This window comes from Robertmurraya korlensis (assembly GCF_023715225.1).
GTDB lineage: Bacteria > Bacillota > Bacilli > Bacillales > Cytobacillaceae > Robertmurraya_A.
Genome location: NZ_JAMBNS010000005.1, coordinates 1 through 17,061, shown reverse-complemented (window position 1 = coordinate 17,061; position 17,061 = coordinate 1). Strand labels below are relative to the sequence as shown.

General features: G+C 35.8%; 15 protein-coding genes. 4 read left to right on the top strand and 11 right to left on the bottom strand.

The window, feature by feature from the left end:
- Nucleotides 1-199: 199 nt before the first annotated feature.
- A complete protein-coding gene (locus M3175_RS10490; protein ID WP_251518687.1) occupies nt 200-346 on the top strand; it encodes a hypothetical protein in 147 nt (48 codons plus the stop codon).
- A gap of 45 nt (nt 347-391) precedes the next feature.
- Here the strand turns inward: M3175_RS10490 and M3175_RS10485 are convergent, their stop codons facing one another.
- The 9 genes from M3175_RS10485 to M3175_RS10445 all read right to left on the bottom strand — a co-directional run bounded on the left by M3175_RS10485 (nt 392) and on the right by M3175_RS10445 (nt 12,285).
- A complete protein-coding gene (locus M3175_RS10485; protein ID WP_251518685.1) occupies nt 392-1,891 on the bottom strand; it encodes an aminotransferase class V-fold PLP-dependent enzyme in 1,500 nt (499 codons plus the stop codon).
- 172 nt (nt 1,892-2,063) lie between these two features.
- Nucleotides 2,064-2,684, bottom strand: coding sequence for an HAD-IA family hydrolase (locus M3175_RS10480; RefSeq protein ID WP_251518683.1), 621 nt, complete (start codon nt 2,682-2,684; stop codon nt 2,064-2,066).
- Between the two features lie 355 nt (nt 2,685-3,039).
- Nucleotides 3,040-4,476 carry a glycoside hydrolase family 32 protein gene (locus M3175_RS10475; RefSeq protein WP_251518681.1) on the bottom strand — a complete coding sequence of 479 codons (1,437 nt, stop codon included), beginning with the start codon at nt 4,474-4,476 and terminating at the stop codon, nt 3,040-3,042.
- A gap of 203 nt (nt 4,477-4,679) precedes the next feature.
- Nucleotides 4,680-5,513, bottom strand: a complete 834-nt coding sequence (locus tag M3175_RS10470; RefSeq protein WP_251518679.1) for a carbohydrate ABC transporter permease — start codon at nt 5,511-5,513, stop codon at nt 4,680-4,682.
- Nucleotides 5,510-6,451 carry a carbohydrate ABC transporter permease gene (locus M3175_RS10465; protein WP_251518677.1) on the bottom strand — a complete coding sequence of 314 codons (942 nt, stop codon included), beginning with the start codon at nt 6,449-6,451 and terminating at the stop codon, nt 5,510-5,512. Before M3175_RS10465 ends, M3175_RS10470 begins: the two co-directional genes overlap by 4 nt.
- A gap of 69 nt (nt 6,452-6,520) precedes the next feature.
- Nucleotides 6,521-7,900 carry an ABC transporter substrate-binding protein gene (locus tag M3175_RS10460; protein ID WP_251518675.1) on the bottom strand — a complete coding sequence of 460 codons (1,380 nt, stop codon included), beginning with the start codon at nt 7,898-7,900 and terminating at the stop codon, nt 6,521-6,523.
- Between the two features lie 189 nt (nt 7,901-8,089).
- Complete coding sequence (locus M3175_RS10455; RefSeq protein ID WP_251518673.1) at nt 8,090-9,277, bottom strand: response regulator transcription factor; 1,188 nt, start codon at nt 9,275-9,277, stop codon at nt 8,090-8,092.
- On the bottom strand, nt 9,278-11,032 hold the full coding sequence (locus tag M3175_RS10450) for a sensor histidine kinase (protein ID WP_251518671.1): 1,755 nt from the start codon (nt 11,030-11,032) through the stop codon (nt 9,278-9,280).
- Nucleotides 11,033-11,049: 17 nt separating this feature from the next.
- The gene (locus M3175_RS10445) at nt 11,050-12,285 is read right to left on the bottom strand and encodes an ABC transporter substrate-binding protein (RefSeq protein ID WP_251518669.1); all 1,236 of its coding nucleotides are present in this window, start codon (nt 12,283-12,285) and stop codon (nt 11,050-11,052) included.
- 209 nt (nt 12,286-12,494) lie between these two features.
- Here M3175_RS10445 and M3175_RS10440 point away from each other — a divergent pair, with 209 nt between their 5' ends.
- From M3175_RS10440 to M3175_RS10430, 3 genes are all read left to right on the top strand, one after another.
- Nucleotides 12,495-13,505: a DUF3231 family protein gene (locus tag M3175_RS10440; RefSeq protein WP_251518667.1), complete on the top strand. Its 1,011-nt coding sequence runs from the start codon at nt 12,495-12,497 to the stop codon at nt 13,503-13,505.
- A 196-nt stretch (nt 13,506-13,701) separates the two neighbouring features.
- A complete protein-coding gene (locus M3175_RS10435; protein ID WP_251518665.1) occupies nt 13,702-14,352 on the top strand; it encodes a hypothetical protein in 651 nt (216 codons plus the stop codon).
- A gap of 284 nt (nt 14,353-14,636) precedes the next feature.
- On the top strand, nt 14,637-15,149 hold the full coding sequence (locus M3175_RS10430) for a YdhK family protein (RefSeq protein ID WP_371321685.1): 513 nt from the start codon (nt 14,637-14,639) through the stop codon (nt 15,147-15,149).
- 60 nt (nt 15,150-15,209) lie between these two features.
- On the opposite strand, the gene M3175_RS10425 is transcribed toward M3175_RS10430, so the two are convergent.
- Together M3175_RS10425 and M3175_RS10420 are read right to left on the bottom strand one after the other, a co-directional pair.
- The gene (locus M3175_RS10425) at nt 15,210-16,001 is read right to left on the bottom strand and encodes a DUF2935 domain-containing protein (RefSeq protein ID WP_251518663.1); all 792 of its coding nucleotides are present in this window, start codon (nt 15,999-16,001) and stop codon (nt 15,210-15,212) included.
- Nucleotides 16,002-16,489: 488 nt separating this feature from the next.
- The gene (locus M3175_RS10420; RefSeq protein ID WP_251518661.1) at nt 16,490-16,927 is read right to left on the bottom strand and encodes a hypothetical protein; all 438 of its coding nucleotides are present in this window, start codon (nt 16,925-16,927) and stop codon (nt 16,490-16,492) included.
- Between the last annotated feature and the right edge of the window lie 134 nt (nt 16,928-17,061).

Sequence of the window (17,061 nt, the reverse complement as noted above, 5' to 3'; positions counted from 1 at the left end):
GTATTCACCTCGCTTTAAATCCCCAGTTGTTTTTATTTATCTCTCTTATTATTTTTCTATCTAATTTATATTTCGACAATTTTCGCTAATTTTTGAGTCGATTTATTAACACTAACCAATATAGATGTTAAAAAATATATTTATTCTCTATCTCCTTGTAAACACTAAAAGAGACTAACCAAATAAAGGAGGAAGTTTGATGCAACAGAATCAACAAAACAAATCTATCATGAAACCCGAATTCGCTGGAACGGATGCTCAAAAGGTTAAAAAAGAAATCCAAAAAGATGTAAGCCAAGGAAAAGGGGCAATGACTTCCCGAGAGGCAGGATCCATGCAAGATTAAATAGAAAGAGCAGAGGTTCATCCTCTGCTCTAATGTAAGAGTGGTTTAAAAGTTCAACCCTTTCATACCATATCCATTCTTTACTTTCCTATGATAAAAAGTATTTTTCTTCGAATCATACATATAATCCTTTGCCCAATCCTCTATATTCGCTACGGTTTGCTCGATTGCATAAATGATGGCATACATTTCCTCATTTGTCATAATTGGATGTACGGAAAGTCTTACCCAACCTGGTTTAGAAGACAGATCACCATTGGCAATCGTATCTCCCATTTGCTTGGAAGTCTCCTTATCAATATTCAATAAATAATGGCCATACGTTCCCGCACAAGAACATCCGCCACGAACTTGAATACCAAACCGATCGTTTAATAGTTTGGTAAAAAGATTATAGTGAACCCCTTCGACATAAAAAGAAATGATACCTAGTCGATCCACTTGCTGAGATTCAAATACATGTAGATGACTTACTTTATCTAACGCAGGTAACAGGATATCTAGCTGTTCCTTTTCTCGAGCTAAGATTTGTTGCGTTCCCATCTTTTCTTTCAGTCTAATAGCTAGTGCCGCGCGAATGGTCTGTAAAAATCCAGGGGTTCCCCCATCTTCTCTCTCTTCCACGTCTTTCAAATAAAGGCGACCTCCCCAAGGATTTGTGTAAGTAACCGTTCCTCCACCTGGATGGTCTGGTATCGTATTTTGGTAAAGATCCGAATCAAACACTAATATACCAGACGAACCTGGTCCACCTAAAAACTTATGCGGAGAAAAGAAGATCGCATCCAGTCTTTCCTCTTGATTCGCTGGATGCATATTAATTGGGACATAAGGAGCGGATGCGGCAAAATCAACAAAGCATAGACCTCCATGTTGATGCATGATGGCTGCTAGTTTGTGATAGGGCGTCTGAATACCAGTAACGTTCGAGCAGGCTGTAAAGGACCCAATTTTCAGCTTACGGTTCTCATATTTCTTAAGCATCGCTTTTAAGTCATCCACATCAATCATCCCGTCTTTTGTGGACTTCAATACGACCACATCGGCAATGGTTTCCTCCCATGAAATATGATTCGAATGATGCTCCATATGGGTGATAAAAATAACTGGACGATCTTTTTCTTCCATCGTAAGACCCTTTTTAACCTTCTCAGGAACTCGTAATCCCAACATCCTTTGTAGCTTATTGACGACATCTGTCATTCCGGTTCCACTTGAGAGTAGGACGTCCTTTGGTCCTGCGTTTACATGCTTTTTAATGATTTTTTTAGCTTCCTTATAGCTTTCTGTGATAAACAAACCACTATAATTCACATCGGTATGAGTATTAGCCACATTCGGCCCAAGCTCAATCGTAATCTTTTCTTCAATGGGGCGATAGAGCCGGCCACTTGCTGTCCAATCTGCATATATCATTCGTTTCAGACCAAAAGGGGTAGTAATCATATGATTTGTTCCTATCGTTTCCGTTCGAAATTGGGTAAAATAGGACTCGAGTTTTCCGTTAAAAGACCTTTCGTAGCTCCCAATCTTTACATACAACATGTGGTACTCCTCCTTAAAACAAAGGGCTTTTATAACGTATGTAAAGTGGTGGGAATTGGGCAATTGTCTAAAAAAACTGTCACAGGATTGGCAAACTTATTAGATATCCGATTGCAATACGTCCTCCACCACAATTTGGATTAAATCGAAGTAGAATTTTAGAGTATCATCTCTAGATTATTTTCAATATTTCTTCTGGAGAATACACCTGAAAGTCGGGTTTCATTTCTTCCACCACCTCAATTGAATCATAGCCCCAACCCACCCATATAATTTTAACTCCTGTTTTTTTACAGGCGATGATATCTCTTTGTTCATCTCCTACATAAATTACTTCAGTTGATTCCAAGTTATTATCTTTTAGAAACCTATTTATTAGCTTATCTTTTCCAAAGATACTACCTGAACAAAGAATATTTTTTATGCTCGTTAACTTTTTACGCTTTAAAAAAGTTAAAATATTCTCTTTAGAATTAGAGGAAATGATAGCAATCTTATAACCTCTTCCCTCTAGTTCGTGCAACATATCTTCAATTCCATCAAATAATTCAACTTGATTTATGGAGGATCGATATAACTTATAAAATTTAGGTATTACTATAGGCATTTTATACATCGGAAAATTTAATAGTGCACTTCTTTCTCTTATTGATAGTTTTTTCATTGACTCTAATTCTTTAATTGTTAATTCTTTAAAATTAAATTTCTTTGCAAGTGTATTCCAACTCGACAAAAATGCTTGTTTAGAATCTACAAGAGTTCCATCAAAATCAAATATCACGTATTTTTTCATCACATTTCCTCCAGGGCATGAAATACGTTTTAATACATTTATTTAAAATGATATTACAACCATATTAAGTTTCATATCTATAACTCATCTGTAACTATACTATTAATAATGTACTTACAATTCTTTTCTACTTTAACATAAATATCCAATTAGTATTTAGTTAATTTTTATCATTTAGACCTTTGACGGAACACAATTACTTTCCTCAAAAGTACGTATATTGTTCCAAAAAATATAAAAGTACCCCTTTAGATGACTAATCAAAAGGGGTACAACTTTAAAAGCTCGATTTTAACAATATTTCAGGCAGGATTGAACAATTTTAAAACCTCTAAACAGAGCTGTTATATTTCCTTTATTGAGAACTAAACACCTCATAACGAACTTCTTTTAGTTGGGCACCTTTTCCTGAAAGGACAATACTTGTTCCTTTTTCTTTCTCATATGCCGTAAATGTTACGACTTTTTCTCCCTTATTTACAAAGATTTCAACTGAATGAAGATCCAAATAAATTTCTAGTGTGTTTTCTTCCTTGTCAAAACAGTCTCGTATGGTAATTGGTTCACTCTCTCCATAATCAGAAGTAATCACAAGAGAATTGGATGATGGATCTACACTCACGCGTGTTGCTGTTTGATCTTCCTTGTTTAATTCAACAACAAACGATTCAGTGTTAGATAATAGTGATAACGATAAATATCCTGCTCTTCCGCTTTCAATGTGCAAGTCCTCATTTAATGAGACCTGTTCATGAACCGCAACGGGGGTGAAATAGTCGTCATGGTTCATAAAAGCTTGTTGAATCAATGTGTTGTTTTTGATGGATAACTTTCTTGGCAAACTCATCATGCCGTTATAGCCGTACTCTTTTGGTGGTGTTGCTTTTGTCCAACGATGCATCCATCCAATTAAAAGTCTCTCACCGTTTTGACCGTCGGTAGTTTGAGGTGCGTAAAATGTTGCATAATCTAGTAAACCCTTTGCCTCAGGAGAGAATGCGCCGGTTTCAAAATCCATGTGGCCAATCACATAAGACGTCTTTTTCTCTACTTCTCCGTCAAATTCAGGGTCGCATGGCATTTCTGAGAGTATTAGCACATCTTTTCCGTCTAAGTGGAAGAGATCCGGACATTCTAGTAACGTATTTTCTTCAAATGACATTTGAAATATTGAAGAATGAAAGCTCCACTGAAATAAATCGTTTGATTGGAACATGATGATTTCACCACGCCGTTTCGCGTTTCTTACCGCTAATACACAGTAATATACCCCGTCACGCTCTAACACTTTGGGATCTCTGAAATCACAAATGAGATACCCTTCTGGCAATTCTTTTTCCCCAATCACGGGATTTAATTTGGATTTCTCGAAAAGAATACCATCGTCTGATACTGCCACACACTGCCGTTCGGCAATTTGTGATTCATCTTTATCAAACCCTAAGTTAGGGTCAATATGACCTGTATAAATGAGATAGAGCTTCCCATCCTTTTCAATCGCACTTCCAGAAAAACATCCGTTTGCATCGTACGCTTTGTCATTGGCCATCGCAACGGGAAGGTACTCCCAATTGACAAAATCATTTGTTGTTGCATGACCCCAATGCATGTCATTCCATACAATATCATACGGGTAATACTGATAAAAGAGCTGGTATTTTCCTTTGTAAAAGGAAAAACCATTTGGGTCATTGATCCATCCGATTTCTGGTGAAAAGTGAAAAAGGGGGCGGGTATTTGTTTTATGCTTATTTTCTCTGATATAGTCGTTTGCTTTTTGTAGTCTATTCATAGGGCACCTCTTCTATTTAGGCTGTTTTCGCAAAGCTTGTTGTTAAAATCTAAAAGCCGATTTTAACGTGGAAATAGCTATTTGCGCTTAAGAATAGAGTTTGCAGGCTCTTTTCTTATTAAATTCATGCTATTTTCTGCTGATATTTAGCACAATTATTAAAATTAGGTTCCAAAAAGCAACAAAGTTTAAGAAAAAAGCCTTTATTTAATTCCACTTTGCATGGAACCTTCTACAATGTATTTTTGGAAAATGATATAAAGAATAACAATTGGAATCGTTACGATTGTTAGTGCTGCCATCATGTGACTTGTGAAAATGTTATACGTGTCTGCAAAAACCGCATTAAGCGCAACTTGAATTGGCATCAAATCTGCATTTGATAACGCCATAACTGGCCATAAAAAATCATTCCATGATGCTAAGAACGTTAGAATTCCAACTGTAATATACATATTTAAGCTTGACGGCATGACGATTCGGAAGAAACATCCTACTTCGCTTAGTCCATCGATTTTCCCTGATTCAATCAATTCACCAGGGAAGGATAAGAAATGTTGTCTGAATAAGAATATGTTCATTACATTGATGATAAATGGCAGCAAATATCCTGGAATCGTGTTGATTAATCCCATTTCATTTACCACTAAAAACAATGGAAGAATGGTCGCTTCAATTGGCACAATCATAAGTGCGATAATAAAAATTAAAATCCAATCTTTAAATGGAAATTTAAATCTGGCTAAAGCATACCCTGCCAATGAATTGATAGTTAATCCTACAACCACTGTAATGGATGCATAAATCAGACTATTTCCAACGTTCTTAAAAATGTTATAAAAACCTAATAACTCCACATAGGAATCAAGCGAAAGATCAGAAAATCTTGGAACAAAGGCAAAAATTGTATCCATATCTTTGTAAATCACTTCATCAATTTTAAATGAAGAAAGAATCATCCAAATAAGAGGAAGTAAAAATTGTAAGGCCACAATAGAAGCCAAGAGATAAAACAAAGTTTTCTTTACAATTTTCATGCTACTTTCTCCTCTCTAAATAGCTTTTTAATAATGATTGAGATCACGACTAAGAAAATCGTGAATACTAACGTAATCGCACTGGCATATCCAATGTTTCGGTGACGGAATCCGTACTCATAAATATATTGCAGAATGGTAATCGTGGAGTAATCTGGACCTCCACCTGTCATAACCATCGGTTGAACAATGAGTTTAAACGCTTGAATCGTGGTGGTAATCACTAAGAACATCAGAATGGGTTTTAATGAAGGAATGGTAATAAATAAAAACTTTTGAAACGCATTGGCTCCATCAATATCCGCTGCTTCATAAAGGCTTCCATCAATATTTTTTAGTCCTGCTAAAAAGATCATCATTTGATACCCACACCCTGACCATGCAGAGATCCCAATAATCGTATACATTGCTTGAGATGCACTGGAGAGGAAAGGCTGCTTTGAAATTCCCACATTCGTAAGGAGTTCATTAATTAAACCAGATGTAGGGTTTAACATGACCGTCCATAGGATTGAGATCACAACAAGAGATAAAACAGCTGGAGAAAAATAAGCAGTACGGAAGAAACCTACACCTCTGATTTTTTTGTTAACAATGAGAGCAAGTCCAAGTGCCATTGACAGTTGCAGAGGAACAACAAACACCACAAACTTTAACGTGTTTTTAAAACTTTGGATCAACACTTCATCTGTCAGCATTCGATTAAAGTTCTCAAGTCCAATAAATTCCTTGTCGTTTGGTTTTAATAAATAGTAATCTGTAAATCCGTACGTAAACGCTAGAATTATTGGTAATACAATAAAGAGAATCGCTAAAATTAAAGCAGGTGTTAAAAATCCATAAGCGGACACGATATCTCTTGTTTTGTAATGTTCACTTTGTCTGAGGTGTTCAGTTGTATTTCTCACTTTTACAATACGTTTGATCAATTTCTTCATGGTTCACACCCCTTTTTAAAAAGAGTAAGAGGTGAGGTCATTGCCTCACCTCTTACTTTTTACAAACGATTATTTTTTGTACTTTGCAAATTCTAATTCAATTTTCTTCGATGCATCGTCTACATATTTCTTGATTGTTGCTTCATCTGTCGCTTTGTTTTGAGCGATTTTTAGAATAACATCTTTTGCAAAGGTTTCAGAAAGATAAGGATATCCAGGTGATACCGGACGAGATTTGTTTGTGTTTTCCACTTGATACTTTAATACGGTCCACGCATCGTTGTGATATGGGTTGTCAGTATTTGTATCAATCGCATCAACAGAATTGATTCTTGTTGGAATAGATCCGTTTTTAGCGAAGTATTCTTTTGATGCTTCGTCGTTCGTTAACCATTCCATGACTTCAACGATTTGCTTGACGCGTTCTTCGTCTTCTTCTTGTCCGTTACGAACAAATGCCCAAGAGCCAGATGGTGTGTATAACCCGTCGAAGTCTTCACTCATTTTCGGATAACGAACGGTCTTGAATTTTAAGTCAGGATAATTATTGATTAGTTCATTTACATACCAGAATCCGCTAACAGACAGTGCTGATTTTCCTGTATGGAATGTTTTTTCAGATTCTGTCGCACTAGCAAGTGCTGGCTCAGCAAATAATTGCGCATATTTTGTTAATGCTTCTACACTTTTCTTACTGTTTAAGACGCCATCAACTGTGACACCATCTTCAGCAACGATGTTTGCATCATTTCCCCAAAGAAGTGGTGTGAAGTAGTATGTTCCTAATTCATACGCACCTGCAGTAATGTCTGTTAACAATAGACTTACAGCCGTTTCATAATTTGCAAACACTGGATCATTTGACGTTTTAGCAAACTCGTCTACTTTTCTTGATAACTCAATAAATTGATCCCATGTCCAATTTTGATCAAGTGAAGGTACTAATGCTTTTATATCTTCAGGTAGTGCATTGATCATGTCTTCGTTATACATGATGGCTACGCCTGAGTCAGAATAACCCATTCCGTAGAATTTCCCGTCCACTGTTCCTTGGTCGATGATTGCTTGCGTGAATCCATCTTTGAATCCTTCGCTCATGTATCCATCAAGTTCTCCAAGTAATCCTGAATCTACATAAGCCCCAATATCAGGTCCGTCTAATGTAAAAATATCAGGCATGTCGTTTGCTGTAATGGCTGCATTCAGCTTATCGATGTAGCCTGAACCAGCTCCTGCACGTGTGATGTTTTGTATTTCAACTTTAGGTCCATCTGGATGAGCCTCATTGTAGCTCTTTACTCGGTCAGCAAACATCTTTCCTTCTGGATGATCTGCTGCGGCTTGTGTCCAAACGACAATTTTGTCACTGCCGCTAGTTTTGTCTGAACTACAAGCTACTAACGAAAAGACTAATGACAGTATTGATACAAACAATATTAACTTCTTCATACTTCTCCCCCTATTTCTCTTAATATATTTTCAAGCGCTTTCATTATTGAAGTACGAGTTAGCTTGGCGCTTTCATAAGTTAATGATAAGATATATAAAGCGCTTTCAAAATGCGACATTTCTCTAAAAAATGTTTAAATTCTTATTATTAAAAAAGAATAGCGCAAGGAAAGAAAAAAACCTCATCACCTAGTTGGGAGAGGCTTCCTTATTTTTTACTAGTTTACGATATTCGCTTGGTGTTTTTTTCATTTTCTTTTTAAATACTTGGCTGAAGTAACGCTGATCGGTATAGCCTACTTTTTCGGCAATTTCATAAGTTTTGAGATCTGAATTTTGCAGGAAAAGGCATGCATATTCCATTCTGACATTTGTTAAATAATCGAGAAATGTAAGACCGGTTTTTTGTTTAAAAAGCATGCAGAAATAACTAACACTTAAACCGACTTGTTCGGCTGTCTGCTCCATGCCTATATCGGTTTGAAAATTTTTTCGGATATAGTTGAGTGCCTCTTCCATCATATCTGCAGCTGATTGGCTGGGTTTATATTCTTTCTTTAACCGCTCCTCTGTCAGAACATTGCCACTTATATAGTTTTCATATTTTAGTAATTCCTTGGCAGCATCAACGGAATGCTTTATTTCAAATAACTGCTCAACGACTTTACCAACTGAGATGATGCAAGAGTCAGCCCCTGCAGAAAAAAGTTGCTTTGAAAATGCATCAGTAATATGAGCTGCTTGATTGATAAAGTGCTTTGGCATTTCAACGACTACTATCACTTCTCTATCTGACAGCTTGTAAACAAATAGATCGGCATGCCACTTAGAAACAAAGTCTTCAATTTTTGTAATAATTAATTCGATATCTTCCTTAAAGTTTTTTATTATTACTGAGAAATAAAGAGCTTGCTTGTTGTTGATTTGTGCGTCCACTTTCCCGGATGTAATCAACTCATAAATCGCATATTTCTCATGCTCATACACAGTTATTTTTTGAGCTTTTATCTTGTTAAGTGCTCTTTTAACACAATCTTCCAATTCATCATAATCAATGGGCTTTAAAATATAGTCGAACGCGTTATTTTTAATAGCTTCTTTTGCATATTCAAAATCATCATAGCCGCTTATTAAAATCACAAGTGGCTTATGTTCGATCTGATTTAATGTTTTTAACAGTTCAATCCCGCTCATTTCGGGCATTGAAATATCCGTTAATAGAAGATCTGCTTGTTGATCTTTGATGATCTCCATAACTTCTTGTCCATTTTCAGCTGTCCCAATGATTTCACAGTCTAATCCCTGCCAATCGATGATTTGTGTAAGATTATTTAAAATTAACTTTTCGTCATCCGCAATTACTACTTTATATCGCATCTAATCACCTTTAATCGGAAATGAAATTTTAATTACCGTACCTTTATTTTTCATTGAACAAATGATGAGACCATATTTCTCTCCATAAAAAAGTCTCATTCGTTCATCAACATTGCGTACACCGTGACCATTATTTGCCTGACTATGCAGATTTTCTAGTCTCCAATTATTTAGTTTCATCAGTACACGTTCATCAATCCCCTTACCATTGTCTTCAATCCAAAATTCGCCTTGGCCGTTTGATATCGTACCCCTAATCTTAATCAGCCCTTTGTCATCATCTCTTTTTGAAAACTCATGGATTAAAATATTTTCTACAAGCGGCTGTAGAATTAATTTAAGGACCGGATAATGATTCAGGTCTTCCACTACATCTACTTCAAACGAAAATCGATTATTAAATCTTATTTTCTGAATTTCCAGATAACTGATCACATGACGGATCTCATCTTTTACTTTCACTTCATACCCTCCATTAATGCTAATTCGCAACAGCTTACCAAGGTTAATCGTCATTTTACTAATTTCCCTTTGCCCGTTTAAAGCGGCGAGTGCATTTATGGATTCAAGTGTATTGTATAAAAAATGAGGATTGATTTGCTGCTGTAGCACTTTAAACTGAGCCTCACGCTTGCGTTCCTGTTCTGTCTCAATATCTCTCATTAATTGTTGAAGTCTTCCGGTCATGTTATTAAAGCCCTGTGAAATATTTTGTAATTCTTGAAATTTAAATCTTCCCATTCGTTTGCTCAGCGTGCCTCTTTCAACTTGCTTCATGCCATTTAATAGTTCATGAATAAAGCGAGAAATTCTTTTTAAATACAAAAAATTAAATAAGCCGGCGGTTAACACCGTAAACCCTACAACGAGTAACATGGTGTTTCGAATATTGACAATATCACTCGCAATAGATTTCAAAGGCTTTATTGACACTAGAATGAGCTGTGTGTTCCCTCCGGTTTCAAAACTAGACGGCATATAGGTAATTAAACTTTTTTCACCGTCCCATTCATCAGTGAGGTAACCACTTTTATTTGTTGGAAATTCAGAAAAACTTTCAATGTCCAGAGTTTTACCAATGAAATTTCGATTTAATGAATAAAGCACGGTCCCCTCTTTATTTACAATCAATTCATGGCTGGGACCTCCATAAATATCTTTGAAAATAGGATCAAATAAATCTAGTTTTACATGTAGGATTAAATACCCTAAATTATCAAGTGTGTTAATATCCTTTACGACTCTAGATTGAGTTAGAACATAATCCTGGCTAAAAATAAGATTTTGATTTTCATATGGTGTTAACCAAACCGGACGACCTTTCTCCTGTAAAAGCTTATCCAAAAACAAATTTGAGCGAAGATCATCTAAGCTCGTAACCATATCATCGGTATAAGTAATCACATACCCATCATGCCTATAAAGAACAAGATTATCAATCTGTGAATTTCCATACATCTTTCCGGCGATTTCCTGCTGATCGCTGTAAAATTCATAGATTGAGGACGTATTTTGTGTATTTAAGTAGTCCTGAATGGCACTTGATGAAACAACATAATCAGAAAAGGAATTCACTTCAGTAACAGCGGCTAATAAATTTCGATCAACCGCCTTTAAAGTTTGAATCATTTGTTCACTAATATTTTTTTGTAAGGTGGTAGATGAAATTTTGTATGAAACAATCCCTAGTATAATAATAGGAATTAATACAAAACAGATAAAAGCTATAATTAACTTATGCTGAAATTTTAACATATCGGCACCTAATTCTTTTATTTAGCATTCGAATAACGGTTAAACATCTCTTCAAGATTCTTAAGATAAACATCCATATTTTGATCATAGTAAAACTGTGCTGTATATTTTCGAAAATCGGATTCTGCAGCTGTTCCACCTGCCCAGTAATGATTGGGCCAATTTACTATTTGCCCATTTGCAATTTTTTCTCTTATTAGATGACTTTCTTGATGGGTGTTTGTGACTCCTATAACCGCACTGATCGAACCATCAAAATCGGATATCCTTTGAGCGTTTTCTTTTTTTATTAAAAACGCTAAAAACGATTTCGCTATTTTAGGATGTTGCGTATCAGCTGAAATGGCAAATCCAATATCCACTCCTCCCAACACATGATGATCCTTTTGATTCGATGCTGGAAACGGAAAAATACCATAATTTAAATAAGGATTTGACTTTTCGATCGTCTTTAACGCCCAAGTCCCCATAATGTACATAGATCCTTCACCGTTTGCAAACTTTTTATTTACCTCATAATAGCTGTCTTCAAAAGAATGGGGCTGCACATATGAAAGCACAGTAAGGGTTTTTTCTGATATTTCTTTCCACCTCGGATCAGATTTAATTGAAAACTCATTCTTTTCCCAATAACCTGTTTCGAATTCATTGGCTACTAGGTTTAGATTAAAAATACTCGCCTGGTTAGCATCCTTGTTAGGCATGAGTAAAGCCGTTTTTCCATTAGACTGTAACTCTTCCAAAACTTGCACAAACGAATTCCAACTATTAGGAACCGATAAATTTAATTCTTCGAAATCATTCTTATTATAAAGAACACCTACTGCATTTTGCGTTAAGGCAACACCGTACATCTTTCCGTTTATTAGATAACGATTTTGGATAGTGGGTTGGATATTATTAATGAAGGGTTCATTAGATAAATCAAGTAGATATCCTTTTTCAGCTCTTACTTTATAATCTTGTTCAATCGGATACGTAATAAATAGATCTGGAATATCACCTCTAGCAATCCTTGCCTTTAGCACGGTCATCGGTTCAGGGACAATGACCTGCCTAATCGTAACATTAGGATGCAGTTTTTCAAACTCTTGTATGAGTTCATTAAAGATCACTTCTGTTTCAGGTTTCGGTGAAAAAAATTCAAGTTCAATCTTATCTTCTTTTTGGAGAGATTGATCTAATTCTTTTCCTGTACACCCCGCTAACAAGAGCATGATAAGAATGGAACTGATAGAAAGAAATCGCTTCATATACCCTCCTACTATCTAACTAATACTTTATTATCTATTATGTATACTATAAATCTCTCTTTTTTATTAAGCAATCTCCTTTCTCGCTATTTGTTTGGATACCCCCACAAAATCAGGTGAATGTAGGATTTAATAAATTGTTACATACTATTTATTCTCTGAGAAAATAATAAATAGACTAAATAATATCGTAATTCGGAGGATGAACCTTGGAGACAAATAGCCCCATTCGATTAACTGCTCCGGAGATTGCAAGTCTTTGGACTCAATACATTTTTGATACCATGTCCGTTTGTTTCTTTCGTTATGCACTTGAACATATAGAAGATTACGAAGTCAAATTGATTTACCAAACTTCCCTCGAAATATCCAAAAAGCATGTCGAAGAAATTACAGCATTTCTGCTAAAAGAAAATCACCCAATTCCACGTGGTTTTACAGAAAATGACGTAAACATTCACGCACCACGTCTTTTTCAAGACCCATTTTACCTAAATTATATTTATATTATGACTTTGCAAGGTATGACTGGGTATGCTTTATCTGTTGGTAATTCCATTCGTTCGGACTTACGGAACTATTACATAACCTGTATGTCCGAAACGATGAAGCTTTTTGAACAATCCATTGACTTAATGCTTTCAAAAGGTCTTTTTACTCGACCTCCTATTATTACTCCACCTCAATCAATTGATTTTGTAAAGGACCAAAGTTTTTTGTCTGGATGGTTTGGAGATCGACGGCCACTGAATGCTATCGAAATTGGAGATATTTCTTTTAACATGTTGAAGATGCATTTACATGCTGCTTTGAAAGTCGGATTCATCCAAGTAGCTCAATCAAAAGAGGTTCGACAACATTTCAAGAGGGGACTTGACATTGCCAATAAACATATAAAAATATTTGAATCAGTATTTAATGAAGATCATTTAAATTCACCCATATCCTGGCAATCAATGATTACGAACTCTACATCTAACACCTTTACAGATAAATATATGATGTACCAAATTCAACTGTCTGCACAACTGAGCCTTTCATATTATGGTTCTGCTTTGAGTGTCAATGCAAGAAGAGACCTAGGTTCTAAATATTTACGATTAATGTTAGAACTTTTACACTTTGCTGACGATGGAGCAAATATAATGATAAAAAATGGATGGTTAGAGCAGCCTCCAACAGCAAGTGACCGAAAATCACTTGCGAAGGAAAATAAATAATATATTTTAGAGACTGAAAGCTAGGAACAATTCCTAGCTTTTTTCTATCTTTAACTTTTAACTCCCGGAACTACTCTTCTATGTCTGAAATAACAATTTGTTTCACAATAGATTTTTTTGCAAATAAATTTCCCACTGCTTTAACTGTATCTTGCATAAAAAGTTGCTGCTTGGCTAATTTAATAACATGCGATAGATGAAAAAAATTGTTAATGAAGGAAAGGCTTCCAATAAACTCGGATATTGGTTACTTTTCGGCTTGGATAGAGGTGTTAGTGTGCCAGTTAAGCAATATTGGAAGGAAATAAACGAGTCGAGTAAGAGAGTGACCTCTCTTATGCATTCTTATTGGCATGAGCATTCTGACTGGGGAAACTGGCAGTTCTGGTTCTTACTTCTTTGCTTACTTGTTCCCCTGATTGTACTTCTAATTAAGCTTGACCGAAATAGAATCTTTGAAATTCTTTTCTTTGGTTATACCGTACATATGATATGGACATATACAGATCTAGCACTTATTAGACAGGGATATATAGACCATTATTATTTCCTAATGCCCTTCTTGCCACAAGCATTTGGAACCACAGCATCCATTTTACCAGTTTCTTTTATGCTTCTTTATCAATATTGCACAAACCAAGAAAAACCTTTCATACTATGGACGACAGGACTTAGCGCTTTATTCGCATTTGTTCTTGCACCAATTGAGATTTTCACAGGTCTCGTCTCCATCACTAAGGGCCTTACCATTGTTCATCTATTCTTTTTGGATTTTACGATTTCAATGGTTGCTTATGGGATGGCGAAGTTTATTAAAAATCATTATGAGGCAAGACAATCGGCGTAAGGGAACCAAAGAACCCAATTTTAAAAAGAGCACCATGAGGAAAGGTGCTCCTGCAATAAAAAATGATACTCTAATCAGTAAATAAATTTACATCTTCCTCGGACAAAAGAAGCATACTTTCGTATAGAAAAAAATGCAACTCTTAAAGATTCCCCCAAATATCGCTAGTCATTCTCCATAATTTCTGCAAATTTGTATAGTAGTATGACTGTAAATAACATAAGGAGGTTGCAATAGTGAGTATTAAACGTACTACTTTACTTCTATTAACCTTGATTATTGCGATTTTTTTAACCGCATGTTCCACTAATCAGGAGAATGAACAGGATACTAGCAGTGAAGGTCATGGAGGTCATGAAGGAATGGATCATTCTGGATCAGGCGAAATTCCTGAAGGCCTGCAAGATGCTGAAAATCCAAATTTTGCTGTGGGTAGTCAAGCGATTATACATGCTGATCATATGGAAGGGATGGACGGAGCTGAAGCAACCATTGTTGGTGCTTATGATACAACCGTCTATACGATTACTTATACCCCTACCACTGGCGGAGAAAAAGTGACGAACCACGAGTGGATTATTCACGAAGAAATTAAAGATGCTCATGACCAACCTTATCAACCTGGAGATGAGGTTACCGTAGACGCTGATCATATGGAAGGCATGGAAGGTGCAACAGCTGTAATTGATTCAGCAGTACAAACAACGGTATACATGGTGGATTACACTTCCACGAAAGGTGGAGACAAAGTAACCAATCATCAATGGGTAACAGAAAGTGAGCTTTCTGCAAAATAAAAAACCATTCAAAAAAGGATCGATGAGCAAAAAACGTTTGCTCGTTCGATCCTTTTTGTATTACCTTCGTCCTGTAAGATGAGTTTCAAATAAATCGATAATTTCTAAAAATCTTTCTGCTTCTCTAAAGGTATGATCAGCCAGAAGAGGATGAATATTACTCTTAATACGGCAGGCCTCAATTAAATCTCTTGCTGTTTTCTTAAAATCTCTTAAAGAAGTGACGGAAACTTTGTTTTGATCTAAGAATTGGTCCAAAATAGGAACGGTTTCAGATTGAGGGCGCATAGAGTCCAAATCCACTGCCTGAAAAACCAGTTGATCAAAATCATGGCTAAATTCTCTCGCTTGTTCCACTAGCTTTCTTTCAGAAGGATCTAATAGATGGCCAATAAATTTCGCATGGTCAGCCATAATTTTTAAAAAAAATAAGTTTTCTTGGATAATTGAGTCAGGTTTGGGGGCCAGTTTTCCTTCATTTAATTCTTTTAGTCGGTTTGCAAAATATGCAGCTTCTCGGCTTACATGGTCTACTAACAACGGAAAGTTATTTGTTCGAATTTCGCAACGTAAAGTTAACCCTAATACCTTTCTTTTGTAACTCCAAATCGCAACAGCTGCTTGATAAACCTCTGAGTTAAAAGCTTGAATTTGGCGTATATCCGTATTAACAGTAAACCTTGCCAACTTTTCCTCAATTCGTTCGAAAAGAGTGATGAACTGTTGAGCTTCTGCAATCAACTGTTGCTGTTCATGGGTAAATCCCAAGCTTAGGAATAAAGCATGCTCCTTCATAATTCTCGACCAAAATTGAATTTCGTCCAAGGACCTCGTAACAATTGGATTTGCCATCTTTCCCCCTCCTTCTTACATCTTCCCTCCCATATATATGTAGGATTATTTGTCCTTTTTCTGAATTATTGTACTTTCAGGAGAACCATTCCTTTGTTATGAACAACACCATCCATGATTTAATTAACTTATTAGTAAATTCGTATCTATTCGTTTAATAAATTTAGAGAATGGTTGTCGTTTCTTCCCCAATTGCGCATATACATCAATAATCTTTCCTGCATGATGGTAAAGTTCTTCTGGTGTTAGATTGTCCTATAACAAGAATCCTGCTTCAGCATCCATTCCTTTTGCTTTTCCACCAATTCGACGATTTAACTCTTTGGAAGTACATTCCAATTGTATGAACATGAAAAAGAAAGGTAATAGAATTTGCCCCAACACCCTTTGCAGACTTTATTGAACTAAACTGCATCTATTGTCCAATAATGGTTTTCAACACAAAGAAGTCTCAATACCTCTAAGAGCAAGGACCAGAATAACAAATATCATTTTTTTATGCTTGAAGGGACAATATAACCCGCAATAATACCATTGATTGTTCCGAATGAAGTAGATGCATCTCCGCCAAAATATCCCCCCATAGCATAAGAAGAGAAGGGTAAGTTAAGAGCTATTACCTCAGAAAAATACAAGATTGGAACAATTGATAAATATATAAATGGCAACCCAACCACAATCAATTTAACCCAGTCTACTTTCCACTTTCCAGCCTTTGTGAAGGTTTTATATAAGTGAGGAGCTGCTAAGTAAACTCCAATAATAAGTGGAAAAATTGCTTTAAATAGGAAGTAAGGAAAAATCTTATAGGTCTCTTGGCTGTTTAAATATAAACTAGCTTGGAATTTCAGTCCGAAAAATACCATTATTAGCAACAAAAACACATAACCTAAATAAACCAAAGTTGAACTCCTATTATTCTCCATACTTACACTCCCTCTATAAATGTTGATTTATCAACGGTTTGACCCGTTCGTGGGGTGTCAAAAAAATTTTTTTCGACACGATCCCTAACAATATTTTTATTTTATGTGAATCTATTCCAACACATGGGTACGCT

What these genes read in the sequence shown, in the direction of transcription:
- M3175_RS10465 (WP_251518677.1), bottom strand. Translation starts at nt 6,451, where the DNA reads ATGAAGAAATTGATCAAACGTATTGTAAAAGTGAGAAATACAACTGAA.
- M3175_RS10435 (WP_251518665.1), top strand. Translation starts at nt 13,702, where the DNA reads ATGAAAAAAATTGTTAATGAAGGAAAGGCTTCCAATAAACTCGGATAT.
- M3175_RS10460 (WP_251518675.1), bottom strand. Translation starts at nt 7,900, where the DNA reads ATGAAGAAGTTAATATTGTTTGTATCAATACTGTCATTAGTCTTTTCG.
- M3175_RS10470 (WP_251518679.1), bottom strand. Translation starts at nt 5,513, where the DNA reads ATGAAAATTGTAAAGAAAACTTTGTTTTATCTCTTGGCTTCTATTGTG.
- M3175_RS10490 (WP_251518687.1), top strand. Translation starts at nt 200, where the DNA reads ATGCAACAGAATCAACAAAACAAATCTATCATGAAACCCGAATTCGCT.
- M3175_RS10485 (WP_251518685.1), bottom strand. Translation starts at nt 1,891, where the DNA reads ATGTTGTATGTAAAGATTGGGAGCTACGAAAGGTCTTTTAACGGAAAA.
- M3175_RS10445 (WP_251518669.1), bottom strand. Translation starts at nt 12,285, where the DNA reads ATGAAGCGATTTCTTTCTATCAGTTCCATTCTTATCATGCTCTTGTTA.
- M3175_RS10475 (WP_251518681.1), bottom strand. Translation starts at nt 4,476, where the DNA reads ATGAATAGACTACAAAAAGCAAACGACTATATCAGAGAAAATAAGCAT.
- M3175_RS10420 (WP_251518661.1), bottom strand. Translation starts at nt 16,927, where the DNA reads ATGGAGAATAATAGGAGTTCAACTTTGGTTTATTTAGGTTATGTGTTT.
- M3175_RS10450 (WP_251518671.1), bottom strand. Translation starts at nt 11,032, where the DNA reads ATGTTAAAATTTCAGCATAAGTTAATTATAGCTTTTATCTGTTTTGTA.
- M3175_RS10425 (WP_251518663.1), bottom strand. Translation starts at nt 16,001, where the DNA reads ATGGCAAATCCAATTGTTACGAGGTCCTTGGACGAAATTCAATTTTGG.
- M3175_RS10455 (WP_251518673.1), bottom strand. Translation starts at nt 9,277, where the DNA reads ATGCGATATAAAGTAGTAATTGCGGATGACGAAAAGTTAATTTTAAAT.
- M3175_RS10480 (WP_251518683.1), bottom strand. Translation starts at nt 2,684, where the DNA reads ATGAAAAAATACGTGATATTTGATTTTGATGGAACTCTTGTAGATTCT.